The 23,243-nt window shown below is 52.5% G+C and carries 19 protein-coding genes; 3 read left to right on the forward strand and 16 right to left on the reverse strand.

Features of this window, described 5'->3' with window-relative positions:
- Together argS and mrdA2 are read left to right on the forward strand one after the other, a co-directional pair.
- The gene (gene argS, locus OGY13_RS17050; protein WP_003833857.1) at nt 1–1,734 is read left to right on the forward strand and encodes an arginine--tRNA ligase; all 1,734 of its coding nucleotides are present in this window, start codon (nt 1–3) and stop codon (nt 1,732–1,734) included.
- Nucleotides 1,735–1,963: 229 nt separating this feature from the next.
- Nucleotides 1,964–3,901, forward strand: a complete 1,938-nt coding sequence (gene mrdA2, locus OGY13_RS17055; RefSeq protein ID WP_208744178.1) for a peptidoglycan DD-transpeptidase MrdA2 — start codon at nt 1,964–1,966, stop codon at nt 3,899–3,901.
- Here mrdA2 and bglB read toward each other — a convergent pair.
- The 10 genes from bglB to tar form a co-directional block, all read right to left on the reverse strand.
- Nucleotides 3,873–5,012 carry a beta-galactosidase BglB gene (bglB, locus tag OGY13_RS17060; protein WP_008785063.1) on the reverse strand — a complete coding sequence of 380 codons (1,140 nt, stop codon included), beginning with the start codon at nt 5,010–5,012 and terminating at the stop codon, nt 3,873–3,875. The two genes, mrdA2 and bglB, sit on opposite strands and share 29 nt — an antisense overlap.
- A gap of 306 nt (nt 5,013–5,318) precedes the next feature.
- Complete coding sequence (gene flhE / locus OGY13_RS17065; protein WP_003833862.1) at nt 5,319–5,711, reverse strand: flagellar protein FlhE; 393 nt, start codon at nt 5,709–5,711, stop codon at nt 5,319–5,321.
- Nucleotides 5,711–7,789 (reverse strand): flagellar biosynthesis protein FlhA, encoded by a 2,079-nt coding sequence (gene flhA / locus OGY13_RS17070; RefSeq protein WP_213752286.1) that lies wholly within the window; start codon nt 7,787–7,789, stop codon nt 5,711–5,713. The genes flhE and flhA overlap by 1 nt, the downstream gene beginning before the upstream one ends.
- On the reverse strand, nt 7,782–8,933 hold the full coding sequence (gene flhB, locus OGY13_RS17075) for a flagellar biosynthesis protein FlhB (protein ID WP_003833866.1): 1,152 nt from the start codon (nt 8,931–8,933) through the stop codon (nt 7,782–7,784). Before flhB ends, flhA begins: the two co-directional genes overlap by 8 nt.
- 158 nt (nt 8,934–9,091) lie before the next feature.
- Complete coding sequence (cheZ, locus tag OGY13_RS17080) at nt 9,092–9,736, reverse strand: protein phosphatase CheZ (RefSeq protein ID WP_003034659.1); 645 nt, start codon at nt 9,734–9,736, stop codon at nt 9,092–9,094.
- A 10-nt stretch (nt 9,737–9,746) separates the two neighbouring features.
- Nucleotides 9,747–10,136, reverse strand: coding sequence for a chemotaxis response regulator CheY (gene cheY / locus OGY13_RS17085; protein WP_003034656.1), 390 nt, complete (start codon nt 10,134–10,136; stop codon nt 9,747–9,749).
- Between the two features lie 17 nt (nt 10,137–10,153).
- A complete protein-coding gene (locus OGY13_RS17090; protein WP_003833872.1) occupies nt 10,154–11,203 on the reverse strand; it encodes a protein-glutamate methylesterase/protein-glutamine glutaminase in 1,050 nt (349 codons plus the stop codon).
- A complete protein-coding gene (cheR, locus tag OGY13_RS17095; RefSeq protein WP_032943796.1) occupies nt 11,200–12,072 on the reverse strand; it encodes a protein-glutamate O-methyltransferase CheR in 873 nt (290 codons plus the stop codon). The genes OGY13_RS17090 and cheR overlap by 4 nt, the downstream gene beginning before the upstream one ends.
- 19 nt (nt 12,073–12,091) lie before the next feature.
- Nucleotides 12,092–13,693 (reverse strand): methyl-accepting chemotaxis protein IV, encoded by a 1,602-nt coding sequence (tap, locus tag OGY13_RS17100; RefSeq protein ID WP_213752287.1) that lies wholly within the window; start codon nt 13,691–13,693, stop codon nt 12,092–12,094.
- Nucleotides 13,694–13,736: 43 nt separating this feature from the next.
- Nucleotides 13,737–15,392 carry a methyl-accepting chemotaxis protein II gene (tar, locus tag OGY13_RS17105; protein WP_213752288.1) on the reverse strand — a complete coding sequence of 552 codons (1,656 nt, stop codon included), beginning with the start codon at nt 15,390–15,392 and terminating at the stop codon, nt 13,737–13,739.
- 406 nt (nt 15,393–15,798) lie between these two features.
- On the opposite strand from tar, the gene OGY13_RS17110 reads away from it, so the two are divergent.
- Nucleotides 15,799–17,058: a dicarboxylate/amino acid:cation symporter gene (locus OGY13_RS17110; protein ID WP_213752289.1), complete on the forward strand. Its 1,260-nt coding sequence runs from the start codon at nt 15,799–15,801 to the stop codon at nt 17,056–17,058.
- 76 nt (nt 17,059–17,134) lie between these two features.
- Here OGY13_RS17110 and cheW read toward each other — a convergent pair whose 3' ends face one another.
- The 6 genes from cheW to flhD all read right to left on the reverse strand — a co-directional run bounded on the left by cheW (nt 17,135) and on the right by flhD (nt 22,560).
- A complete protein-coding gene (cheW, locus tag OGY13_RS17115) occupies nt 17,135–17,638 on the reverse strand; it encodes a chemotaxis protein CheW (protein ID WP_003034638.1) in 504 nt (167 codons plus the stop codon).
- Nucleotides 17,639–17,658: 20 nt separating this feature from the next.
- Nucleotides 17,659–19,695, reverse strand: a complete 2,037-nt coding sequence (gene cheA, locus OGY13_RS17120) for a chemotaxis protein CheA (RefSeq protein ID WP_048224225.1) — start codon at nt 19,693–19,695, stop codon at nt 17,659–17,661.
- A 4-nt stretch (nt 19,696–19,699) separates the two neighbouring features.
- A complete protein-coding gene (gene motB / locus OGY13_RS17125) occupies nt 19,700–20,629 on the reverse strand; it encodes a flagellar motor protein MotB (protein WP_003034631.1) in 930 nt (309 codons plus the stop codon).
- The gene (gene motA / locus OGY13_RS17130) at nt 20,626–21,513 is read right to left on the reverse strand and encodes a flagellar motor stator protein MotA (protein ID WP_003034628.1); all 888 of its coding nucleotides are present in this window, start codon (nt 21,511–21,513) and stop codon (nt 20,626–20,628) included. Before motA ends, motB begins: the two co-directional genes overlap by 4 nt.
- Nucleotides 21,514–21,637: 124 nt before the next feature.
- On the reverse strand, nt 21,638–22,222 hold the full coding sequence (gene flhC, locus OGY13_RS17135) for a flagellar transcriptional regulator FlhC (RefSeq protein ID WP_008785071.1): 585 nt from the start codon (nt 22,220–22,222) through the stop codon (nt 21,638–21,640).
- Nucleotides 22,219–22,560 (reverse strand): flagellar transcriptional regulator FlhD, encoded by a 342-nt coding sequence (gene flhD, locus OGY13_RS17140; protein WP_003034622.1) that lies wholly within the window; start codon nt 22,558–22,560, stop codon nt 22,219–22,221. The genes flhC and flhD overlap by 4 nt, the downstream gene beginning before the upstream one ends.
- Nucleotides 22,561–23,243 lie beyond the last annotated feature (683 nt).

A 23,243-nucleotide genomic window follows, 5' to 3' on the forward strand; every position in this document is an offset into this window, starting at 1 on the left:
GTGAATATTCAGGCTCTTCTCTCAGAAAAAGTCAGTCAGGCCATGATTGCTGCAGGCGCGCCTGCAGATTGCGAACCGCAGGTTCGTCAGTCAGCAAAAGTACAGTTCGGCGACTATCAGGCTAATGGCATGATGGCTGTCGCTAAAAAACTGGGTATGGCGCCGCGACAACTGGCTGAGCAGGTGCTGACTCATCTGGATCTCAACGGGATCGCCAGCAAAGTTGAAATTGCCGGCCCGGGCTTTATCAATATTTTTCTCGATCCGGCATTTCTGGCGCAGCACGTTCAGCAGGCGCTGGCTTCCGATCGTCTGGGCGTCACTCAACCGGCTAAACAAACCGTCGTGGTTGACTACTCCGCGCCTAACGTAGCGAAAGAGATGCACGTTGGTCACCTGCGTTCCACCATCATCGGTGACGCGGCGGTGCGTACGCTGGAGTTCCTCGGTCACAACGTTATTCGCGCTAACCACGTCGGCGACTGGGGTACTCAGTTCGGTATGCTCATCGCATGGCTGGAAAAACAGCAGCAGGAAAATGCCGGAGAGATGGCGCTGGCTGACCTGGAAGGTTTCTACCGTGATGCGAAAAAACATTACGACGAAGATGAAGCCTTCGCTGAACGCGCCCGTAGTTATGTCGTGAAACTGCAAGGCGGTGACGAATACTTCCGCGAGATGTGGCGCAAACTGGTCGACATTACCATGTCGCAGAACCAGTTAACCTACGATCGCCTCAACGTTACCCTGACCCGTGACGACGTCATGGGCGAAAGCCTGTACAACCCGATGCTACCTGGCATCGTCGCCGATCTGAAGGCGAAAGGCCTGGCTGTTGAAAGCGAAGGCGCTACCGTCGTATTCCTTGATGAGTATAAGAACAAGGAAGGCGAACCGATGGGCGTTATCATTCAGAAGAAAGATGGCGGCTATCTCTACACCACAACCGACATCGCCTGCGCCAAGTATCGTTACGAAACCCTGCATGCCGATCGCGTTCTTTATTACATCGACTCTCGCCAGCATCAGCACTTAATGCAGGCCTGGACCATCGTACGTAAAGCCGGTTATGTGCCGGATTCAGTGCCGCTGGAACACCACATGTTCGGTATGATGCTGGGCAAAGACGGTAAACCCTTCAAAACCCGCGCGGGCGGCACGGTTAAACTGGCCGATCTGCTGGATGAAGCGCTGGAGCGCGCACGTCGTCTGGTCGCGGAGAAGAACCCGGACATGCCTGCCGACGAACTGGAAAAACTGGCAAATGCGGTCGGTATCGGCGCAGTGAAATATGCGGATCTGTCCAAAAACCGTACCACCGACTACATCTTCGACTGGGACAACATGCTGGCGTTCGAAGGTAACACCGCGCCATATATGCAGTACGCTTATACCCGCGTACTGTCCGTGTTCCGTAAAGCAGATATCGACGAAAGCGCACTGGCAAATGCTCAGGTCGTCATCAGCGAAGATCGCGAGGCTCAACTGGCAGCACGTCTGCTGCAGTTTGAAGAAACGCTGACCGTCGTTGCGCGTGAAGGTACGCCACACGTGATGTGTGCTTACCTGTACGACGTTGCTGGTCTGTTCTCCGGCTTCTACGAGCACTGCCCTATTCTCAGCGCTGAAAACGAAGAGATTCGTAACAGCCGACTGAAACTGGCACAGCTGACGGCGAAAACCCTGAAGCTGGGTCTGGATACTCTGGGTATCGAAACCGTAGAACGTATGTAATCACTTCAAGTAATGTGAAAGCCCGCGCTATGTCGCGGGCTTTTTTATTTCCCCGAATGACCGCCCTCGTAGGCCTGATCAGCAAAGCACCATCAGGCGCTACGTTCACTGTAATTTGTAACAACCCACAAGGAATGACACATTTCCCTAGAGATATGGAACATCTTTTGCCTGTCATCCCGTCTAAGCCTCCGTATCATTAGGCGGCGAATTAATCGGGTACGGGTCAATGACATTCAGAGATTTTGAAGCGGAAGAAAAGCTCTTCCAGCGGCGTGTATTGGTGGCCTTTGGCCTGGTAGTCATCTGTTTTGGCATCCTGATTTACAATCTGTATAACTTACAAATCTGTCAGCACCAGTATTACACCACCCGGTCGAATGCAAACGACATCAAAATGCTGCCCGTCGCCCCAACGCGTGGCATGATTTACGATCGCAACGGCATCCCGCTGGTGCGCAACGTTACCTGGTACGATATTTCCGTTACGCCGTATAAAATCAGCGATATGAATGCGTTACTCCAGCAGCTCACGCCGATCGTTGACCTCACACCTGATGACATAAACCAGTTTCGCCATGAGCTGAAAGCCAGCAGCCGCTATCGTCCTGTGGTGCTAAAAAATGCGCTAACCGATGTCGAAATCGCCCGTTTTTCGGTAAACCAGTTTCATTTTAGCGGCGTCAACATCAATAGTTACGAAGACCGCCAGTATCCCTATGGCGCGGCGCTGGCGCATGTCCTGGGTTATGTTTCAAAAATCAATGACAACGACCTGAAAGCACTGGATCAAAAGGGCCTGGCGGAGAACTACGCCGCCGATCACAACATCGGTAAGCAAGGTATTGAGCGCTATTACGAAAACGAACTGCATGGAAAAACCGGTTATCAGGAGGTGGAAGTAGATAACCACGGACGCATCGTACGCCTGATCAAAGATGTGCCGCCCGTTGCCGGAAAAGATATCCATCTGACGCTGGATTTACATTTACAGCAATACATTGAGAGCTTGTTGGCTGGCCAGCGTGCCGCCGTTTTGGTTGAAGATCCACACGACGGTTCCGTACTGGCGATGGTCTCAAACCCCAGCTATGACCCTAATCCGTTTGTCAAAGGCATCAGCTATCAGGACTATAACAAGCTACTCCAGGATAAAGACCTGCCATTAATCAACCGCGTCACGCAGGGGTTGTACCCTCCCGCTTCAACGGTCAAACCGTATATGGCGATGTCGGCATTACTGAACGGTGTGATCACGCCGCAGACCAGTTTCTTCGGCGCCCCTACCTGGACGCTACCCGGCACCGAGCGACATTACCGTGACTGGAAAAAAACGGGCCACGGTATGCTGGATGTCACCAAAGCGATAGAAGAGTCTGCCGATACGTTCTTCTATCAGGTGGCGTATATGATGGGGATCGACCGGATTAACAGCATGCTCAGCCAGTTTGGTTATGGTAAACCGACCGGCATCGATCTTGATGAGGAGTATAACGGCCTGCTTCCGAGCCGCGAATGGAAGCAAAAAGTGCACAAAAAAGCCTGGTATCAGGGGGACACTATTTCAGTTGGCATCGGTCAGGGCTACTGGATTGCCACACCTATTCAGATGGTAAAAGCCATGGTCGCACTGATTAACAACGGCAAGGTTATCGTCCCTCACCTGCTGCTCGATGAAGAGAGCGGCAAAACCATCACGCCGTATCAGGCTCCAGAAGCACCATCACAAATCGCCTCGGCCTCATCGCCCTACTGGGGACTGGTGCGTCAGGCGATGTTCGGCATGGCGAATGAACCAAATGGTACAGGTTATAAGTTCTTTCACACCGCGCCATACGGCATTGCGGCAAAAAGCGGCACCTCGCAGGTCTTTAGCCTGAAAGAAAATCAGACCTACAATGCGAAGATGATCCCTGTCCGCTTGCGCGACCACGTGTTCTATACCGCATTTGCACCCTATAAGAACCCGAAGGTCGCGGTGGCGTTAATTCTGGAAAACGGCGGCAGCGATGGTGTCACCGCCGCGCCGGTTATGCGTCAGATCATGGATCATCTGTTTGCCCCGCAGGACAACACGGTACAAACAGTGACGACTGAACAATCAGGTCCGATAGCGGTATCGCCATCGAATACCGATATCAAAAATACTTTCGCAAGTATTCGGTAAGGCACAGCATCGCCATCGCCTGTCCGTAAGGCATGGAGGTCCGAGGGATGTTGCGGTAGAAATCAAGATTGTGTCCCATCCCGGTACCAAACGAGGTGTGCAGCAGTTCACCTTCCGGTGAAATATGCTGCACAATGCCGCGAATGGCTTTTTCGGCTACCGGCGCATACTCTTGCCCAACGTAGCGTTTACGTACTGCTTTGAGGATCCCATAGGCAAATCCGGCAGTTGCCGATGCTTCCAGATACGACTGCGGGTCGTCCAGCAAGGTATGCCACAACCCACTTTCATCCTGGCATTTCGCCAGCGCCGCGATTTGCGCGTTCAGGACCTGTACCAGATAGCGGTGAACAGCATTGTTTTCCGGTAAATCAAGTAATTCGAGGAAGTCCGGGATCACGATAGTTAACCAACTGTTGCCACGCGCCCAGCGGGCATTAGCAAAGTTATGATTTCCTTCATAGCTCCAGCCGTGGAACCACAGCCCCGTTTCTTTATCCATCAGGTTTTGCACGTGCAGCAGGAACTGATACGTTGCCTCTTCGATGTAGTCCGGGCGATTGAGTAGCTTGCCAATCTTCGCCAGCGGTAAAACCGTCATCATCAGCGTGTCATCCCACATCTGTTGATGGTTTTCTTCCGCCAGCGTGATGTGTTGCATACCACCAAATTCGGTACGCGGCATCTCATGCATTGCCCACTCAGCCCAGCTGTCGAGCCACGGCAGATACGCTGGATTACGCGTCTCTTCATAGCGATACGCCAACGTTAAAAATGGCGCCATGGTGTTCACGTTTTTAGTGGTTGCACCTTCAGCAAAGCGGTCGGCAAACCAGCTATCGATGATATCGCGCATCGTTTCATCGCCGGTTTGCAGATAGTACTGATACATCCCGTACAGGCCGACGCCGTGTGTCCACTCCCATCCCGCCCAGCCTTTAGTATCAATTACGCGTCCATCGTCCAGACGCAGCAAGAACTCGCCGGTTTCGTCATGAATATTGACCAGGTTATGCGTCACCTTTTTGATCAGCGTTTTTAATTCATCCCTGGCAATAAAATGTTCTGGCTGGCGCAATAACGGGCTATGTTTAACCGGGTAAACAATCATTTACTAAACCTCTGTCAATGTCGGATTCAATGCTGTGACCTGCCCCTGTTACGGCGCAGCAGCTTTTTTGGAGGCCCCGCAATCCTCGCTTTGACAATGGGCATCCTTATAGGGTCACAGTAAAAGCTAACAGGAAGTGAAACCTTTCTATTTCTGCCAGAAGGATTCGTGAAATGGCAAGAATACAAAGAGTCCGGCAACGTACGTCACTTATTTTATAAAACGGCGTTTCTATTTAATTGAATGAGAGGCTGGAATGTTGAAACAACCAGCAGTTTCAACTGCTGGTCTGAATGACGGAGGGGGTTAACGGTAGTTCACAATCACCTGATTGCTCTGAATGCGTAACGCAGGGATCAGGCGACCACCGCCGGGGACCTCCCAGACAAAATGCATCGGTTCAATGGCCGGAACGTTATTGAACCCGTTGGTGGTCCCACTTTGCCCGTCCAGCTCGACACAACGGGACTGAGAACATAAACGCACCCGCAAACCTGCGGGCGTTGGGCCATTCAGCTCATAGCGCCAGGCTACCAGCGTCATCAAGCCTGAGACCGGCTGGCTGGGAACCAAAGGATCAGACGAGGCTGACTGGCCACGGTGATTTAAGGTGATCCCCATGCCACTTGCCTGCCAGGCCCCTTCTCCGGCGGCCTGCGCCACCAGAGGAAAAAACAACAACCACAGTAACTTACGCATTATTTACCTCCAATGGTCGCCGTCATGCGGATATGGCGGTTATCGGAAAGCTCCATATTCGATAACACCACCAACTGCGGGATGCTGCGGCGTAAAAACCGCGCCAGTAACGGACGTAACGCGTGATTAACCAGCAAGACCGGCGGCGCGCCCAACATTTCCTGCCGGGACAGCGCTTCCTGAGTCTGGGCCAGCAGTCGGTCTGCAAGCCCAGGCTCCAGACCGCCGCCCCCCTGCAGCGCTTGCAGCAGCAAACGCTCGAGCGGAGTATCAAGACCGATAACCTGAACCTCTTCATTACCCGGGAACCACTGCTGAGTGATGGCACGTCCTAACGCAACACGGACGACCGCGGTAAGCTCATGCGGATCGTTTTGCAACGGCGCATGTTCCGCCAGCGTTTCAAGAATGGTGCGCATATCGCGAATCGGTACTTTCTCATCCAGCAAGTTCTGCAGCACTTTATGCAGCGTGGTGAGCGTCACAACGCCCGGCACCAGATCTTCCGTCAGCTTTGGCATCTCCTGCGACACTCGATCCAGTAACTGCTGCGCTTCCTGACGGCCAAACAGCTCAGCGGCGAACTGCCCAATCAGGTGGTTTAGATGCGTAGCGACAACAGTACTGGCTTCAACCACCGTAAAGCCCTGAATCTGCGCCTGTTCCTTCAATGCGCTTTCAATCCAGATAGCGTCCAGTCCGAACGCCGGATCGACCGTTTTCTCACCCGGCAGCGACCCGGCGGCAGTACCCGGGTTAATGGCCAGCCAGCGTCCCGGATAGGCGTCACCGCTGCCAATTTCTACCCCTTTCATCAAAATTCGATAGCGGGCTGGCTGCAGATCCATATTGTCTCGAATGTGTACCACCGGCGGCAGGAAGCCCATATCCTGGGCAAATTTCTTACGAATACTGCGAATTCGCCCCAGCAACTCGCCATCCTGTTGAAAGTCCACCATTGGGATCAGGCGGTAACCAACCTCCATGCCCAGCGAATCTTCCAGTTGCACGTCGTTCCATGTGGCTTCCACCACGGAGTTGTTTTCCGGCATTTTCACCGGCTGCGGTTCATCCGGCGCTTTTTGCTCACGACCGCGCATCCACCATGCCAGAGCCAACAATGCGGCAGTAAACATCAGAAACACCAGGTTCGGCATGCCCGGAACCAGACCCAAAAGCCCAAGTACCGCCGCACTGAGCAACATGACGCTGGGGTTGCTGAACAGTTGGGTCACCATCTGTTCGCCTACGTCCTGGTCGGTACTCACGCGGGTCACGATAACACCCGCCGCGGTAGAGATAACCAGCGCAGGAATTTGTGCCACCAGCCCGTCACCGATGGTCAACAGGGTATAACTTTCCGCAGCGCTGCCCATGCTCATACCATGCTGCAACACCCCGACTAACAGACCGCCGACCACGTTGATCACCATGATCAAAATACCGGCGATGGCATCTCCACGGACGAATTTACTCGCACCGTCCATTGAGCCGTAAAAATCCGCTTCCTGGGTCACTTCCGAGCGTCGTTTTTTAGCTTCATCTTCGCCAATCAGACCGGCATTCAAATCCGCATCAATCGCCATCTGCTTGCCGGGCATACCATCCAGCACGAAGCGCGCGCCAACCTCGGCGATACGCCCCGCACCTTTGGTGATGACCATAAAGTTAATGATGACGAGAATCACGAAGACCACGATGCCGATCGCAAAGTTACCGCCCACCAGGAAGTGGCCGAAGGCTTCAACCACCTTCCCCGCCGCCACCGCGCCAGTGTGTCCTTCCATCAAAATGATTCGGGTAGACGCGACGTTCAGCGCCAGACGTAATAATGTGGTAAACAGCAAAATCGTCGGGAATGCGGCAAACTCCAGTGTACGCTGGGTGAACATCGCCACCAGCAGCACCATGATCGACAGCGCAATGTTAAATGTGAACAGCAAATCGAGGACGAAAGCCGGCAGCGGCAGCACCATCATCGACAGAATCAGCAGGATGAGGATCGGTCCGGCAAGTATTTGCCATTGCGTGGATTTCAGGTTGCTGGGCAGACGCAGCATCGCGACCAGATTAGCCATCAGTATTCTTCTCGTTCATAAAATCCAGTGCTTCTGGCACCGGAAGGTTTTCAGGTTGTGGTGGACGCTTGCCGCCAGCCAGACGCCAGCGTTTTAGCTGCCATACCCATGCCAGTACTTCGGCAACGGCGGCGTATAATTGCCCCGGTATTTGCTGACCAATCTCAGCATGGCGATAGAGCGCACGCGCCAGTGGCGGCGCTTCTAATGTCGGGACACGGTGCTCTGCGCCAATTTCACGAATGCGCAGCGCAACCAGCCCGGCCCCTTTCGCAACAACTTTCGGCGCACTCATTTTGTTCTCGTCATACTTCAACGCCACTGAGTAGTGCGTAGGGTTAGTGACAATAACGTCTGCTTTCGGCACATCTGCCATCATGCGACGCTGAGCGGCCGCGCGCTGCATTTGACGAATTTTGCCCTTAACGTGCGGGTCACCTTCGCTTTGCTTAAATTCATCGCGGATATCCTGACGCGACATACGTAGCTTTTTCACATGGCTATAGATCTGGAAAAAGACGTCGAACCCCACCATCGGAATAACGCCAAGCACCACCAGTAGTGCACACATACCGACTAAATCCAGGGCGTTGCCCATCGCCGTAATCGGTGACTCCGCCATCAGACGCATCATCGCTGGCCAGTTATGCCAGAGATAAAATCCGGCCACGCTTCCCACTAACGTGGACTTCAGTATCGCTTTGAGCAGTTCTGCGCCGGTTTGCGCGGAAAACATGCGCTTAATGCCCGGCAGCGGATTCAGCTTAGAGAATTTGGGTTGCAGGGATTTACCGCTGAAAATCAAGCCGCCAAGCATCACCGGGGAGATTAAAGCCACCAGAACGACGCCGGTAATCAACGGTAACAGCGCAATCATCGCGTCTTTAATCAGCAGGATGATTTGGCTGAGGATCAGATTCGGGTCGTTAACCATACTGTGGTCAAAACGTAATCCGGCCGACAGCATGCCAGCCAGCCTGCGGGCAAGCGACTCCCCACCAATCCAGATAATGCACACACCCACCAGCAAAATAAGCAGTGAGGTTAGCTCTTTGGATCGGGGGATCTGCCCTTCTTCCCGCGCTTTTTCAAGTCGGTGGGGTGTGGGGGCTTCTGTTTTGTCGTCGTCGCTTTCTTCTGCCACGCATCAGACCCTGGATAGAGATATAGTCGAGAATGATGCCAGAACAGCTATCCAGCAATGGGAAGAGTAAGCGGTAAAAAAGACGGGATTTATGGCTTTAAGCAGAATTGCGCGTAAGCCGGATGAGAGACCCACGCCTCACATCCGGCAAATACGCATCAGAACCCGAGGCTATCCAGCAGGTCGTCAACCTGATCCTGACTTGCTACTACGCCGGCTTTCGAGGCGTCAACCTGCGGACCGTTAAGCAAGCTTTCGTTTTCACGTTTTGGACGTGCGCCCTGTTCCGGAATGTTTTCCAACAGAACCATCAGCAGCTGACGTTCAATTTCCTGGATAACATCCATCATGCGCTTGATGACCTGACCGGTGAGATCCTGGAAATCCTGCGCCATCATGATGTCCAGCAGCTGGGCATTGGTAAAGCTGGTATGTCCAGGCACATCACCAAGGAACTGACGGGTATCGGTGACCAGTTCACGAGCATCGGACAGTTCGATCGGATTTTCGAACCATTCATCCCAGCGTTTAGTCAGGTCTTTGGCCCCTTTTTCCATCGCGTCCTGATGCGGCTGCGAAGCTTCTACGCTGTTTAGCGCACGCTCCGCCGCCTGCGCGGTCATCTGCACAACATAATCGAGACGATCGCGGGCATCAGGAATCGCTTCTGCCGCTTCGGCAATGGCCTGATCCAGCCCCAGTTCACGCAGGCTGTCGCGCAGCATTCGGGTCAAACTGCCGATGCGCGCGATGATGTCCCCTGCAGAGTGTTCGTCAGCAGGTTTAATTTGTGGTTGCATCATCATCACACCCTCACATGCCCAGTTTCTCAAAGATTTTATTCAGTTTTTCTTCCAGCGTCGCCGCCGTGAACGGTTTCACGACATAGCCACTGGCACCTGCCTGTGCTGCCGCAATGATGTTCTCTTTTTTCGCTTCTGCCGTGACCATCAGCACCGGCAGAGAAGCCATCCCGCCATCAGCACGGATGGTTTTCAGCAGTTCCAGTCCATCCATGTTCGGCATGTTCCAGTCAGAAATAACAAAACCGAATCCCCCAGCCTGCAGCTTGTTCAGCGCATCCACGCCGTCTTCAGCCTCTTCAACATTGTTGAATCCCAGCTCTTTAAGCAGGTTACGCACGATGCGACGCATGGTGGAAAAGTCATCCACAACCAAAAACTTAAGCTCTTTATCCGCCATAAAAATAAACTCCTGATTCAAATACGTATTGCCTGTCCGGCACTAATTTTCACCAGCATTTGCTGGCTCACCTGGCTAAGATCGACCACTTCGCTTACGCCACCCATATTGATGGCCTCGCGCGGCATGCCGAACACCACACAACTTGCTTCGTTTTGCGCAATGGTCCAGGCTCCCGCCTGATTCATCGCTAACATTCCGGCTGCGCCATCGTTGCCCATACCGGTCAGGATCACCCCGACGGCATTGCGCCCCGCATGTTTCGCCACCGAATGGAACAGCACATCCACTGATGGCCGATGCCGATTAACCGGCGGACCGTCATGAATTTTGATTTGATAGTTCGCGCCACTGCGCGCCAGTTCCATATGCTTGTCGCCCGGCGCGATATACGCATGCCCCGGGAGTACGCGCTCTCCGTCTTCTGCCTCTTTCACGGTTATCTGGCACAGTTTGTTCAGACGTTCGGCGAACGAACGGGTAAACCCTGGCGGCATATGCTGGGTAATAAGAATACCGGGGCTTGAAAGCGGCAATGGCTGGAGTACATGGCGAATTGCCTCTGTTCCTCCGGTTGACGCCCCAATCACCAGCAGCTTTTCCGAACTGAGTAACGGCCCTGCTTTCAAGGTCGTCGGTGCCGCCATGGGCTTATGGGCCGCCAGTTTTGCGCGCGATGCGGTGCGGATCTTTTCGGCAATCATCTCGCTATATGCCAGCATCCCTTCGCGGATCCCCAGTTGCGGTTTGGTGACAAAATCAATCGCCCCCAGTTCCAAGGCCCGCAGCGTGACCTCTGAACCTTTACCGGTCAGTGAAGAAACCATCACCACAGGCATTGGACGCAGGCGCATCAACTTCTCCAGGAAGTCGAGGCCGTCCATACGCGGCATTTCCACGTCCAGCGTCAGGACGTCGGGATTGTATTTTTTGATTAAATCCCGGGCGACCAACGGATCCGGCGCCGTCGCCACCATTTCCATATCACTGTGACTGTTAATAATTTCGGTCATGATTTGACGCATCAATGCAGAATCATCTACCGACAACACCCTGATTTTACTCATGCTTTATCCTTACCTGGCGCATGCGCATACACGGTCTGTCCACGCAGGCTAAACTCGCGCACAAGGTTGCTAAAGTTTTCTGAATGACCTGCAAACAGCAGCCCGTCAGGTTTAAGAAGTGGAACAAAACGGTGCAAAATGTCCTGTTGTGTCGTTTTATCGAAATAGATCATCACGTTACGACAAAATATGGCGTCGAACGGTCCGGGCACGTTGTACTGCTTATCCAGTAAGTTCACGCTGGAAAATTCAACATGACCTGCCAGTTCCTGCCTAACGCGTACCAGTCCTTCATGCGGCCCGGTGCCGCGCATGAAATAACGCTGCAACTGCTGGGGTGACAGCGTCTTTAGCTCATCGAGGCGGTAAATGCCGTTTCTGGCCTTTTCCAGTACTTCGGTATCAATGTCGCTGGCAAAAACGCGCCAGCGGCCCGGTGCCATACCTAAGGTATCGGCAAGCGTAATCGCAATGCTGTAGGGTTCTTCTCCGGTTGACGCCGCCGCGCTCCAGACGCGGTATTCACCGCTGCGCCGACGAGCGTGATCTGACAGCACCGGAAAATGATGCCCTTCGCGAAAAAACGCGGTCAGGTTGGTAGTCAGGGAGTTAATAAAAGCCTGCCACTCAGCACTGTTCTGGTTAGCTTCCAGCATGCTGAGATAGCGACCAAAGTCATCCAGCCCCAGGGTACGCAGACGACGAACCAGGCGGTTATAAACCATGTCCCGCTTATGGTCGGCCAGTACGATCCCCGCACGCTGGTAGATTAATTGACATATCCGACGAAAATGCGCGTCAGACAGCGCGAGGCGCTGTGTCATCTGTAACAATAATGACGTTTGCCCGGAGGGCAGAGATGATGTCATAGCGCCTTCTCAATCACATTCAGGATACAACGGGCGCAACCTGAGGCTGCGCCAACTCTTGTTTTGCTACGGTTTGCTCTTCAAGTTTAAAAAATGCGACACAAGCAGAAAGATGATCGGCCTGCGTGGCAAGTTGTCCGGCGGCGGATGCGGCTTCTTCCACCAGACCGGCGTTTTGCTGCGTCACGGAGTCCATCTGGCTGACGGCCTGCGCCACCTGCTCAATGCCTCTGCGCTGTTCATCGGATGCCGAGGCAATCTCGCCCATGATGTCGTTAACCCGGGTCACCGAACTGACTATTTCCGTCATAGTGCGCGACGCCATATCCACCAGCTGCGAGCCCTGATGCACCCGGGTGACAGATTCCTCAATCAGTCCCTTAATTTCTTTCGCCGCCTGTGCGCTACGGCTTGCCAGATTGCGCACCTCACCAGCGACGACGGCAAAACCACGCCCTTGCTCCCCCGCCCTGGCGGCCTCTACCGCGGCATTCAACGCCAGGATATTGGTCTGGAAGGCAATGCTGTCAATCACGCCGATGATGTCGCCGATTTTCTGCGAGCTGGCAGAAATCTCATGCATAGTGCTGGCGACCCGGGACGTCTGTTCGCCACCTTTATGCGCTGTGTCTGCCGCACTTTTGGCGATTCCTGACGCCTGGCGCGCATTATCAGCGTTCTGGCCGACGGTGGCGGTCAGTTGCTCCATGCTGGCCGCCGTTTGCGCCAGAGCGGCCGCTTGCTGTTCGGTTCGCGAAGATAAATCGTTATTGCCCATCGCAATTTCTGAAATACCGCTATGCATGGCTGAGCTGCCCTGACGAACGTCACTGACCGTTTCGCGTAACGCCTTTTGCATCTTCTGCATGCTGGCAAAAATGGCCGAGATCTCATTGCGCCCATAAACCGCTACCGGTCGTGCCAGGTTCCCCGCGGCAATACTGTCGAAATGGCTGCCAATAATCGCCAGCGGCTGAACGATCATCTTGCGCGACCAGAACAGCGCACCGCTGGTGAGCAGTGCCGCCAGTACCACCATGGTGGCGAAAATCAACCCCGACATATGGTAATTGCGCTGACTCTGCTCTCCCGCCGTTTGTAACACGCTGTCGATGTTGCTCTGCCACGCATTCACATTCGCATCAAAAGCATCCTGAGCCGCCTGCACCGGCGCGGTCAGAAAATCTGACAACTGATTGTTTTCAAGCCAGGTGGCTTGATGCGCGAGAGCGCTGTGCCACTGGTTGAAATTTTTCTCAGTTGCGCCTAACAGCGCCTTCCCTTGCTCCGTCGAATCCGACGTCGCCATAAAGCGTTTAAACATCAATTCAGACTGCGCCAGGCTGTCGCGCGCGAGGGTCATCAGCGTTTTGATGTCCTCTGGCGGATAGCTCAGGGCGGTCAGCGTCCCTGCCTTATTAAGGGCCGTACTGGCCTGTAATAACACAGCGCGGGTTTGGGCCAGCGCAGCGCGTTGCTGATTACTCCGTTCGACCTGATTCAGGTTCTGAAAACCGTCCCGAAATGCCCAGAAGGACAAGCCATTACTGCCAATCTGCAAAACTCCGCAGAGGATCAAAATCAAAAACAGCGTGGTCGAAATTCGAATACGATTAAACATCAACGCTCCCATCGGGCGGCACTGGCCGCGGTTTAACTATCAGTCAAAATGTTTCCCAATTCGTATCTTGTTCAATGCTCTGGCGCGGATAGGATGCGCTCGGGGCTGCTGGTAATCGTGTATCGCGTGGTTTTGTCGAGGCCGGACGTGACGCAAGACGGAAAGTCGATACCGACTGCGTTAAGCGACTGGCCTGTTCTTCAAGAGCGGCCGCTGCGGCAGCTGACTCCTGTACCAAAGAGGCGTTCTGCTGCGTAACACGATCCATTTCAGAGACCGCGAGCGCAACCTGATCAATCCCCCGGCTTTGCTCGTCAGATGCCGAGGCAATCTCGCCCATAATGTCGGTCACCCGCGTCACGGCATTGACGATATCGTTCATTGTTTCGCCGGCGCTTTCTACCAGTACGGAACCGGTATCAACCCGGGAAACGGAATCTTCAATCAATGCCTTAATCTCTTTCGCCGCCTGCGCACTGCGGCTTGCCAGATTACGCACTTCACCCGCCACCACGGCAAAGCCGCGGCCTTGCTCACCGGCACGCGCTGCTTCAACCGCCGCGTTCAGTGCGAGAATGTTGGTCTGAAAGGCAATACCATCGATGACGCTGATGATGTCGGCGATTTTCTTCGAGCTATCGGCGATTTCGTGCATGGTGTTCACCACGCTATCAACCACTTTGCCGCCATGCTGCGCGGTATCGGACGCGCTTTTCGCCAGTTGCGAGGCCTGACGCGCGTTGTCCGCGTTTTGCTTCACAGTTGCGGTCAGCTGTTCCATGCTGGCTGCGGTCTCTTCCAGTGCAGACGCCTGCTGTTCCGTACGAGATGAAAGGTCAGTGTTTCCGCTGGCAATTTCGCTGGTACCGGAATAAATCGCATCAGAGCCTTCACGCACCAGAGTGACGGTTTCCGTCAGCGAGCGCTGCATATGATCAACCGTACTGGCCAGCTCGCCGATTTCGTTACGGCCACTAACGGCGAGAGTTGCGGTCAGGTTACCGCTGGCGATTTCCCGGATATGGGCAATGACACGGGACAGAGGATTAAGCAGGGTATGACGGATGCCATACCAGACCACCACCAGAATCAGCACCAGCACCACGGCCAGCACGCCAAGCTGCCATTGGGCGAAATGGTAATCCCGCGCGCTTTGATCAAATGCCTGGACGTAAAGCTTTTCGCTAACGCTGGCGTACTTGCCCAGCGCCTCGCCGAGCGCGTTTTGCATTCCCTGCGTGGGCTGCGCGAAGTAGGCGTCCATATTGCCGCTTTCCAGAAACTGAACCAGTTCTGCCAGGGCCGCATGGTACTGCTGATATTTTTCCTCAACGTTGCCGCTGGCTTCTGCCATTTCCGGCAACGGTGTGATGTTTTTAAATTTTGCGTAATGCGTTTCAGCCTGCGCCAGCGATGCTTTCGCATTCTTCAGCAGATCGTTTTTGGCGCTGCTTTGCTGGTTAGATGCATCCATCATCATGCGCGCAGAAGAACGGCTTAAATTGATTCGTGTCTGCAGCATCAGATCCCATGTTGAGGTGAGTTCACTTTGCTGCTGTCGAAGATCGTTAGAAATAACAAAACCTTGCTGATTCTGCTGCAATGAAGAAAACAACAGACCACCGGAAACAAGCTGTAGCAGTGCGAAAACCCCCAGCACCATCATCAGCATTGTGACAACGCGGATACGGTTAAACATAAGGCACCTTCCTGAAAACGAGTTATCAACGTTATCGGCACTCGCTGAGATAACTTTACGTTTGCGAAAAGGAAATCCTGAAGGGATGTGAAGCCTGGCGAGGGGAAGATAAAACGGGTGTGCAGCAACCACAAATCATTCACATAAAAACACCATAATTATCATGTAAATAACATTTATTTTCATCGGTGAGCACGGTCAGAATGGCCGAAATACGCATTTTTATGTGATTGAGATCACACATACGCATCGTAATTACCACAACAAAATGGATAAAAAATTAAAAAAAGTTGTATCCGTTTACGCTTTAATCCAATTTATATGATGAATACCTCGTTACCACTTAATAAGTATAAAAAATGAGTAACCGATCAATAAATGTTAAATCCTTACTGAGGGCTTTTTAGTGGCAAATGCAAACAAACTCACGTTGTTTATCGTGATCTTCATGCTGGCGGGGATCCTGTCGGGTGCGGTGATCCACTCTTATGCCTCCCCCGGCGTTGTGACCGCCTGGGCCGATAACATTACGCTTCTTACCGACATCTTTTTACGCCTGATTAAAATGGTGATCGCGCCTTTAGTATTCAGCACCCTGACCGTTGGTATTATGCGTCTGGGAGAAACGTCCACCATCGGTCGCGTGGGCGGCAAAGCGATGATCTGGTTTATCAGCTCTTCTATATTGTCTATCCTGGTCGGTCTGTTTGTGGTTTCCCTTGAGCGACCCGGCAGCGGGTTGAACCTGGCGATCCCGCTGGAAGCCACCGACACCGGCCTGGCCGTGGGCGGCATGAGCCTGAAAGGTTTTCTGACGCATACCATTCCAACCAGCATCGCTGAAGCGATGGCTAACAATGAGATCCTGCAAATTGTGGTGTTCTCAATGTTCTTCGGTATTGGTGGCGCATCCCTTGGTGAGAAATTCAACGCCCCACTGGTTGCGGCGCTGGATGTGGTTTCCCATATTATGCTCAAAGTGACCGGCTACGTGATGTACGTTGCGCCGCTGGCTATTTTTGCCGCCATCTCTTCCGTCATCTCCACCCAAGGGCTGGGGATCCTGCTTAACTATGCGTCGTTTATCGGCGGCTACTATGTGGCGATTTTGCTGACCTGTCTGGTTCTGCTGGCTGTGGGTTATGTGATGCTAAAAAAAGAGGTATTCCGCCTGGTGAGCATGCTGAAAGACCCGGTTCTGGTCGCCTTCACCACCAGCAGTTCCGAAGCCGCTTATCCGAAAACGCTGGAGCAATTAACTAAATTTGGCTGCTCACCCAACATCGTGTCATTCGTGCTGCCTATCGGTTATTCGTTTAACCTGGTCGGTTCCATGGTCTATTGTTCATTTGCCTCCATGTTTATCGCGCAGGCCTATAACATCCACCTCTCCTTCGCAGAAATCACCGTCCTGATGCTGACGCTGATGCTGGCGTCCAAAGGGATTGCCGGTGTGCCGCGTTCAGCACTGGTAGTGCTGGCTGCAACCATCCCGAGCTTTAACATTCCGGTCGCCGGGATCCTGTTACTGATGGGAATTGACCACTTCCTGGATATGGGACGTTCAGCAATCAACGTATTAGGTAACGGGATTGCAACGGCGATGCTGGCGCAGGATGAAGGTTTACTGGAAGAAGAACCGGAGCTGGTTGAGCGGGAAGCGTAAGAGGGAAATCTGCCGGATGCGCTACGCTAATCCGGCCTGCAACAGCAATCATTGTAGGCCGGATGAGTTATGGCGATTATGCGACGTGGGAAGCGGCAATATCCAGCAGCGCCATTTCTTCGCTGTTCAGCAGTTTCTCAATGTTGACCAGAATCAGCATCCGGTCACCCAGCGCACCCAATCCCGTCAAATATTCCGTCGACAGCGTGACCGCAAACTCCGGTGCCGGACGGATTTGATCCGTTGTCAGCGACAGCACATCCGAGACGCCATCTACCACAATTCCAACCACCCTCTGACCCAGATTCAGCACAATCACCACGGTGTTTTCGTTGTAATCCACATCGCTCTGGCTAAATTTCACGCGCAGGTCGACGATAGGCACAATCACACCACGCAGGTTTGTGACGCCTTTGATAAACGCAGGCGTGTTAGCGATACGCGTCACCTGATCATAACCACGGATTTCCTGCACTTTCAGGATATCGATACCGTACTCTTCATCCCCCAGCGTAAACACGAGGAATTCCTGACCTGACGGTTCGCCGGCCAGTTTAGTTACATTACTCATACCGGTCATATTATTCCCTTCTCACTCAATCAGGCGGCTGTGATCGCCACACGTTGTTCGCGGTTTAACCCCTGCAATGCAGAGACATCGACAATCAGCGCGACGCTGCCGTCGCCGAGGATCGTTGCAGCAGAAATACCTGGCACTTTGCGGTAGTTGCTTTCCAGGTTTTTGACCACCACCTGGTGTTGACCAATTAACTGATCCACCAACAGCGCATAGCGACGCCCTGCACTTTGTAAAATGACCACTATGCCCTGAGTCGCTTCAGTTTTAGCGCCTTCAACCTCAAAGACTTTCCACAACTCAACCAGTGGTAAATATTCGCCACGCACTTCCAGAACGCGCTCTCCTCCGGCCAGCGGATGGAGATCTTCTTCGCGCGGTTGCAGCGATTCCATAACGGCATTCAGTGGCAGAATGAAGACCTCATCGGCCACACGCACGGACATCCCGTCGAGGATCGCCAGCGTCAGCGGCAGTAGAATGCGAATAGTGGTCCCCTGTCCCTGTTTAGACTGGATCTCAACATGGCCGCCCATCTCCTGGATATTTCGCTTCACCACATCCATACCCACGCCGCGTCCGGAAACATCCGTCACCTGTTCGGCGGTCGAAAAGCCTGGCGCGAAGATCAGCATACCCACTTCGTCATCACTCATGTTTTCGTGGATCGGCATGCCCTGAGAGACAGCTTTAGCCAGGATACGTTCGCGGTTCAGGCCAGCGCCATCATCGGTCACTTCAATACAAATATTCCCGCCCTGATGCTCCGCGGAAAGCGTCAGATTGCCGATTGGGCTTTTGCCGGATTCAAGGCGTTTTTCCGGCAATTCGATACCATGGTCGAGGCTGTTACGCACCAGGTGCGTCAACGGATCGATGATGCGTTCAATCAGGCTCTTATCGAGTTCGGTTGAACTACCTACCTGCGTCAGCTCGACCTGTTTACCCAGCTTACCGGCCAGATCGCGCACCAGACGAGGGAAACGGCTAAACACGTACTCCATTGGCATCATACGAATCGACATCACCGACTCTTGCAAATCTCGGGCGTTACGTTGTAACTGACCCATACTGGTGATGAGATCGCCATGATTGACAGGATCCAGTTCGTTAGAGCGCTGGGCCAGCATCGACTGCGTGATCACCAACTCGCCAACCAGGTTAATAAGCTGATCAACCTTTTCAACCGCTACGCGGATACTGGTCGACTCGCTGGCGCGGGCGGGTTTTTCACGTTCCGCGCGGCTATGTGGTGCTTCACTGGCGGTAGCTTTCACCGCAGGTGCCACAGCAACCGGCTGCGGCTCAGTGACAACTGCCACCTCTTCAGCTTCAGCTGCCACAGGCGCTGCGCTGACGGTTTCGAATTCAATTTGGTCAGCTTCAATGACAAAGCAAAGCACCGCGATGATGTCATCTTCTGCGAGGTTGCCATCAAGCGTTGCTGATAGCGTGTCGCTTCCTTTTACCACATCGGTTAAGGTCGCCAGATTCCCCAGTTCCTCTTCCAGTAAATCCACTTCGCTGGCTTTCAGGCGCGAGAGAGTAATGCGTTTTTTGCTCTCTTCACTGGCGGGTTCAGGCTTTGCAACCGCCTCTTCCTGCATCGCGGCGCTGTCAACAACGCTAAGTTTTGCTGAGTTGACAACTGCCGGTGCGGTTTCACCTTTCGCTTCGAGCGCTAACTGCCGTAACGCCTGGCAGATGTACTCAAAACTGTCGGCATCAGGCTCCACTGAGCTTTTATAGGCGTCGAGCTGTTCCTGCATAATATCTTTCGTTTCCAAAAACAGGTTGATAATGTCGGCATTGAGCTGCATCTCGCCACGCCGCGCTTCATCCAGCAGGTTTTCCATCAGATGGGTCGTTTCCTGCAAAATGGTAAAGCCGAAGGTGCCCGCCCCGCCTTTAATCGAGTGCGCTGCACGAAAAATGGCATTCAGCTGTTCGGAATCCGGGGCTTCAGGAACCAAATCAAGCAGGTGTTGCTCCATATCAGCCAACAGTTCGTCAGCTTCATCAAAAAATGTCTGATAAAAATCGCTAATATCCATGCTCACGCTATCACCTCGGATTGGCTGGTGGCGATGTGGGAACGCTTACCGGCGGGAGTTCCGCTGGCCGTTGTAAGACACTTACCGGCTCATTCTGGCTTTCAGCGTTTTCATGCAAAATGGCCTCTTCTGCCTGCTTATTGAGAACCAGCAGGCTAATACGGCGGTTGATAGCGTCTTCAGGACCGCGATCGCTCAGACGCATCGTGGCGGCCATACCTACCACACGTAATACTTTTCCATCATCCAGACCGCCGCTAACCAGCTCGCGACGCGATGCATTTGCGCGATCGGCAGACAATTCCCAGTTGCTGTACCCTTTCTCACCATTCGCGTAAGGGTAATCATCCGTGTGACCGGAAAGGCTGATCCGGTTAGGGATCCCGTTGAGCACTGGAGCAATCGCGCGCAGGATATCGCGCATGTACGGCTCAACTTCAGCGCTACCGGTCTTAAACATCGGGCGATTCTGACTGTCGATAATCTGTATCCGCAGCCCTTCCTGAACCAAATCAATCTTTAAATGCGGACGCAGCGCTCGCAGTTTGGGATCGGATTCAATCAGTTGATCGAGATCGCCGCGAAGTTTGCTCAAGCGGCTCTGTTCCATACGTTTTCTCAGGTCATCAATATTCGGCTGCTTGTTCACCTCGCCCTGCTGCTGGGTGTAATCATCCCCGCCGCCTGGAATCGGGCTTTGGCTATTCGAAATACGATTTCCCCCGGTCACTGCGGTGGCCAGCGGTGTACGGAAATATTCGGCAATCTGGATCAATTCTTTAGGGCTGGAAATAGAAATGAGCCACATCACCAGAAAGAAGGCCATCATCGCGGTCATAAAATCGGCGTAGGCGATTTTCCACGAGCCATGCGCCCCACCACCGTGATTCTTATGTTTGCGTCGCTTTACAACGATAATGGGATGGGCCTGATTTTTCATGCGTCCTCGGTCGTCTGTTGCGCAGTTGGATTTCTCACCGCACGAACATGTTCTTCCAGTTCGATAAACGAAGGACGTTCGCTGGAGTACAATGTCTTACGACCAAATTCAACGGCAATCGGCGGCGCGTAACCATTCAGATTGGAGAGCAGCGTTATCTTCACGCACTGCATCATTTTGGTTGTTTCAGCGCTTTTCTGGCGCAGAACGCTGGCAAGCGGAGAAATAAATCCATAGGCCAGCAAAATACCGAGGAATGTTCCCACCATCGCATGCGCAATCAACGCACCCAGCTCTGCTGCCGGGCGATCGGCAGAAGCCAGCGCATGCACAACACCCATAACGGCCGCGACGATCCCGAATGCCGGTAGTGAGTCGCCAACCATCGCCAGGCTATTCGCCGGAACTTCGGCTTCGCTCTCATGAGTCTCAATTTCTTCGTCCATCAGCGCTTCAATCTCAAACGTATTCATGTTGCCGCTGATGATCAGTCGCAGATAATCGACAATAAAATCAAGCATCACGGCATCCGCAAGAATGCGCGGATAGCTGGCGAAGATTTCACTTTCTTTTGGGTTTTCGATGTCGCGTTCAAGCGAGAACATGCCCTGTTGACGTGACTTGGCCATCAGGCGATACAAGAGCGCCAGCAGATCCATATACATCGCTTTGGTGTATTTCGAACGACGGAAAAGCAACGGGATCGCTTTCATCGTCCCTTTGATGGCTTTCCCGTTATTGCCGACGATGAATGCCCCAATACCCGCACCACCGATAATCACCAGCTCAGCCGGTTGATAGAGTGCCCCAAGGTGTCCGCCGGTCATCATGTAACCGCCGAAAACTGTACCAATAACAACCAGGTAACCTAATAAGATAAGCACGACATCATCCTTTCGCAATTGACTATGACAGGATGCGCAGTCGGGCAATTAACGTAAGGTCAGGACAAAAAAAAGCAGCGGTAATCGCTTACCGCTGCTGGAGTGTTCATCCACACCGTATCAGTTAAACAGCCTGTTCGATCTGTTCATCCAGCAGTTGTGGAATAATATCGGCAGCATTCTGGGAAAGTTTACGTCTTTTTACGGCCCGTGATGGCGGTTGGCATAAACTACAGGCAAAGCTGCCTGCGGGTTGGTGTGCGTGGGTGATAAAATTCCCACCGCAGCAATTGCATTGGGACAACTCCAGCAATCCGCTGTCGACAAATCGCACCAGCGTCCACGCGCGGGTTAACGCCAACAATGGCCCTTCTTCAGGCTGCGGACACTGCTCAAGATATAACCGATACGCCTTGATCACGGCATCCACGCCGCTACAGAGACCCGTTTTGAGCAGGAATTGCCATGCATTGCAAAACATCGACGCATGAATATTTTGTTCCCACGTCATAAACCAGTCGGTGGAAAACGGGAGCATCCCTTTTGGCGGAGGACTACCGCGTAATTCTTTGTACAGCTTGATTAATCGACCACGGCTTAATTGCGTTTCGCTTTCCAGCATTTGCAAACGGGCGCCCAATGTGATTAATTCCATTGCTAACTGAATATCACGCGCTTCCTGAACAATGCTTTTTTCGCTCATCATCAAGCCCTTTTCTTACGTGCTGCATCATCGATGTCGCTTAACAGGCGTGTTGAAAGCATGATACCAGTATGAATTTGCTGAAGATCGTCAACGCGGGAGTCTTGCGTCAGGCGAGTAACAGTCTGGTGATCGTCGAAACGGAAATGACATACCAGTTGGTTTGTTTCGGCCAGTTTGACCATTTGAGGAAGTGTTAATGTTGCCAACGTGTCCGCCATTTCCTCGCTGATACCAAGGCGAAACATCGCAGATGCTTTGTCCTGAACGATCAAACGCTGTGCAAGCAATAAATATGACAAATTGATGTCATAGATGTGTTTCAGCAACTCGGATGTATGCATTATTTGCATCCATAATAACCAACATTGTTTTCATGCGGTAAAACCGCACCCCGTGATGTCGCCGGGAAGGCCCGGTAAAAAAAAGCAAAAGGTCAAATACATAGCAGCGTGACGACACTTACGCGTTGTCTAAACATTCCCTTTTAAGAAGGCAGCGTCCCTTACAAGCTCACATCAATTCTTACAAATGTCTAAGATTTTTCCTAATTCGACGCAACTCTACCCGCCGTCAGTTACACATACAACGGAGGTATGCTGCGAATTTAAAGAATATGTGATCAAGATCACATAAACCAGCCAAACACTTAACATAAATCCATCAGCGCAGCTTTTACTTTGCTTATTTTTTAATCCGCAATCATCTATTTCAATTCCTGATGTACGAATATTCTTGCAATAAAACCGAATAGTATTTTGTTCACATCCGTTAATATCACGCCGTGAAATAGCGAGCTGGATCACATATTTAACTCAAAAAACTTTTTTAATTAAATTCTTTAGAAACAATAAGTTAAATATTTAGAGTGATTAATTAATACCGCGATGTGACGACCTTGCAAATGTTAATATATGTTTAATTTTTATTAACACATTGTTTTCATTAGCGGTGGGTTTCACTTAAGTAACCTGAACATATCTGCAACTAATATGAATCGATTATTCTATTTATAAGAATAATTAAT

Origin of the sequence: Citrobacter sp. Cpo045 (genome assembly GCF_030332875.1) — a bacterium.
GTDB classification, from domain to species: domain Bacteria; phylum Pseudomonadota; class Gammaproteobacteria; order Enterobacterales; family Enterobacteriaceae; genus Citrobacter; species Citrobacter portucalensis.

Excerpts from the sequence above, each read along its gene's own strand:
- mrdA2 (WP_208744178.1), top strand. The coding sequence starts at position 1,964 with ATGACATTCAGAGATTTTGAAGCGGAAGAAAAGCTCTTCCAGCGGCGT.
- bglB (WP_008785063.1), bottom strand. The coding sequence starts at position 5,012 with ATGATTGTTTACCCGGTTAAACATAGCCCGTTATTGCGCCAGCCAGAA.
- flhE (WP_003833862.1), bottom strand. The coding sequence starts at position 5,711 with ATGCGTAAGTTACTGTGGTTGTTGTTTTTTCCTCTGGTGGCGCAGGCC.
- flhA (WP_213752286.1), bottom strand. The coding sequence starts at position 7,789 with ATGGCTAATCTGGTCGCGATGCTGCGTCTGCCCAGCAACCTGAAATCC.
- cheZ (WP_003034659.1), bottom strand. The coding sequence starts at position 9,736 with ATGATGCAACCACAAATTAAACCTGCTGACGAACACTCTGCAGGGGAC.
- cheY (WP_003034656.1), bottom strand. The coding sequence starts at position 10,136 with ATGGCGGATAAAGAGCTTAAGTTTTTGGTTGTGGATGACTTTTCCACC.
- OGY13_RS17090 (WP_003833872.1), bottom strand. The coding sequence starts at position 11,203 with ATGAGTAAAATCAGGGTGTTGTCGGTAGATGATTCTGCATTGATGCGT.
- cheR (WP_032943796.1), bottom strand. The coding sequence starts at position 12,072 with ATGACATCATCTCTGCCCTCCGGGCAAACGTCATTATTGTTACAGATG.
- tap (WP_213752287.1), bottom strand. The coding sequence starts at position 13,693 with ATGTTTAATCGTATTCGAATTTCGACCACGCTGTTTTTGATTTTGATC.
- tar (WP_213752288.1), bottom strand. The coding sequence starts at position 15,392 with ATGTTTAACCGTATCCGCGTTGTCACAATGCTGATGATGGTGCTGGGG.
- cheW (WP_003034638.1), bottom strand. The coding sequence starts at position 17,638 with ATGACCGGTATGAGTAATGTAACTAAACTGGCCGGCGAACCGTCAGGT.
- motB (WP_003034631.1), bottom strand. The coding sequence starts at position 20,629 with ATGAAAAATCAGGCCCATCCCATTATCGTTGTAAAGCGACGCAAACAT.
- flhD (WP_003034622.1), bottom strand. The coding sequence starts at position 22,560 with ATGCATACATCCGAGTTGCTGAAACACATCTATGACATCAATTTGTCA.